This window comes from Streptomyces yokosukanensis (assembly GCF_001514035.1).
In the GTDB taxonomy this organism is placed as follows: Bacteria; Actinomycetota; Actinomycetes; order Streptomycetales; family Streptomycetaceae; genus Streptomyces; species Streptomyces yokosukanensis.
Window position 1 is genome coordinate 161,519 of record NZ_KQ948223.1, and the last position, 2,639, is coordinate 164,157.

The 2,639-nt window shown below is 68.7% G+C and carries 2 protein-coding genes and 1 pseudogene; 1 reads left to right on the top strand and 2 read right to left on the bottom strand.

Annotation, left to right across the window (positions count from 1 at the left end; all coding sequences use genetic code 11):
• Positions 1-726 (bottom strand): annotated as a pseudogene (locus AQI95_RS35020) (DNA primase); the annotation flags it as partial.
• Between the two features lie 536 nt (positions 727-1,262).
• On the opposite strand from AQI95_RS35020, the gene AQI95_RS35025 reads away from it, so the two are divergent.
• The gene (locus AQI95_RS35025) at positions 1,263-2,279 is read left to right on the top strand and encodes a tetratricopeptide repeat protein (protein ID WP_159056631.1); all 1,017 of its coding nucleotides are present in this window, start codon (positions 1,263-1,265) and stop codon (positions 2,277-2,279) included.
• A gap of 22 nt (positions 2,280-2,301) precedes the next feature.
• Here the strand turns inward: AQI95_RS35025 and AQI95_RS35030 are convergent.
• Positions 2,302-2,639 (bottom strand): primase-like DNA-binding domain-containing protein (locus tag AQI95_RS35030; RefSeq protein WP_244188942.1); only part of this gene is annotated, 338 nt, incomplete at its 5' end.

Consider the following 2,639-nt stretch of genomic DNA (forward strand, 5'->3'; position numbering starts at 1 on the left):
GCCCGAACCGAACAGGAACGGCATCACCTGAGCACCCACGTCACCGGTGATCGAATACCCCAGGAGCAGCTGCAGGAAGCCGATCATCTCCGCACCCTCGACACCCTCCCCGAAGGTATCGACCAAAAACCGGTCCCACCGAGGCGTCGGCATGGGCTCCGGAGCCGCGGTGGTGGAGCAGGCGTGGAAGTCCTTGTTCGGATCAGGCCTACGCGTCAGCCCGGTACGCAGGTCCACGATCCCCGCCGGCGTACACAGGGCGTACGGATCGGCGTCCAGCAGCGCCGCGTTCAACACCATCCCCGGAGCAGACTTCGCCTGAGTCAACATCGCGCTGATCCCGCTCGTGCTCAGGGCGCGCCTGCGATGGCGCTGGAGTTCTGCCGTGCTGTAGACACCGCGCGGATCAGTACAGGCGAGGGATTCGGCGAGGTCTCCGGCGGCCCACAGGACAGTGTCATCCTCGTCGATCTGCCACCGCGTACTGTCCCACCGAAACCACCCGAGACCAGGCACATGCCGATAGTCGTCCGCATACAGACTCACGAACAGCTTCGCATTACCCCGATCACTCAACGTATCCGGCAACAACCCGTCAACCGTGGCCCCACCAACCGCCGGAACACCACCCTGGTCCTCCGTAGGGGACGTGGGCACGGGCTGGGCCAAGATCTGCGCGGCGACCGCACCGGCGTCGAAGAGCGCGTCACTGTGGCCACGGGTCAACGGCGACACCCCCCGAACCCGCAGCTCATCGCCATGTGTTTCCCCCGTCAGCGACCGAAGCGACCCAACAACAGACACAGACTAGCTAAGCAGCTGTGAAATGGAAGGGACACCTGTGCGACAGGTTCCCTCTTGGTGCGTGAGCGACTGTTCTTGGACCGGAGCGACCGTACGGCGTTCGGTCGCTGCTCCAGCAGCTCGTTGAAGCCGCAGGTCACAGGCCTTCCAAGCGAACGAACAGCGACTGTAGCGACTCAAGCTCACCATATATGACGCACTCACACGCGGGCACACGCATACGCGCTCACACGCGAATGTCTTGGTATACCCAGACCTTGAGTCGCTTCAGTCGCTGCCATCCCTCCAAAAGCACCTCTGACCTGGGCTTTTAACCAAACGACCCACCAGCGACCCATCCCCGTCCCGGTCGCTGCCCCCCAGTCGCTGCCACGCACGCCTCGTCCTTCGCACGAGAACCGCTCAAGACCGCCCTGAAGTGCCTGTCCCCCACCATGGCTCTCAAGTTCACTGACCCGATGGAGTCCACCTCGACGACCCGACGCGCCGTCATGCCGCAGCGGTCCGACGGCCCTGAGAACAGCACTCCCCACCCCGCCCGGTCCTCGCACTGCGAGCGCGTCGTGCCGCCCCACTGGCACACCGGGCATCTCACCATCCGGCCCGGCAACGCCCGCGCGGCCGAACGGCTTCTGCGCTCCGTCGTCCCGGCCCCCGCCACATACCCGGCCCTGCTCCACGCGGCCCGCGTCCTGCTGCACAACGGCGCCCCCGACCGGACCGCGACCTGGTGCGGCAAACTCCGTTCGCAGGCCCGGACGCCCTCCTGGGCCACCGCGTTCCGCACCCTGCGGTCCGAGGCTCTCCTCCAGCTCGGCGACCTCATCACCGCCGAACACGAGGCTGCTGCGGCCCAGGACGCCATGGGGACCAGGCCCGCCTCGCTGTGGCTGTGGCTCGCCGCCGTACGGGGGGAAGTCCTCCTCGCCCAGGGTCGATACGAGGAAGCGGCTGCCCATCTCGACCGGCCCGCACCGGAATCCGGCTGGTCCGGTGTGCCCTGGCTGCGCGCCCAAGGCCGGCTCCACCTGGCCGAGGGCCGCCACCAGGACGCCCTCGACGTCTTCTCGGCCGCCGCCCGCCTGGCCCGTCGGCACGGAACCGGTCGGCTGCCCCACCTGCCCTGGCGCAGCGACATCGCCGAGGCTCTGCTCTGCTCGGGCCGCGGCGGCCAGGCCCGCGCACTGCTCATCGAGGAACTCGCCGTCCCGGCCCTCGGCCCCCGGCACCGGGCCGTCGCCCTGCGCCTGCTCGCCACCACCGACACCCCCGGCAGGCGCCTGCGAACGCTCGCCCGCGCCGTCGACGAGGCACGCCGCTGCAAGGACCGTATCGAACTGGCCCGGGTCATGGCCGACTACGCGCAGGCCCTCGACGCCCTCGGCGATGCCGCGGGCGCCGTGTTCCTCGAGCGTGCCACCGACCTGGCGGCCGACTGCGGCCTGGCCTCCTACGGACTGCAGTACGCCGGATAGAAGTCCGGTCCGACGAGGGTCCTCATGCTGTCTCCTCGTCGGCGACCAGTCCGATGCCCGGGTAGTACTTCCGCTGGTTGGACAGGATCATCTCCTTGGGCGACGCCAGTCCCATCACCTCACGCACCCGGGCCGCGAAGGCCCGGGACGAAACAGCCGGCGCTCCCTCGCTCTGACACCACCTCTTGTAGGCCGCGTACAGACCGGCCTGTTCCGCCCTCAGGCCCGGCTCGATCCGGCAGGACTCGCCGAGGAAGCGACCGATGTGGTCCTCGGTCTCCGCGTACGCCGTGGTGGCGATGCGCACCGGCTCCGGGCCGAGCAGGTCCCTCTCTCCGCTTAAGTACCGACGAGCCCCGG

Coding starts and splice junctions, on each gene's coding strand:
- AQI95_RS35025 (WP_159056631.1), top strand. CDS start 1,263: ATGGAGTCCACCTCGACGACCCGACGCGCCGTCATGCCGCAGCGGTCC.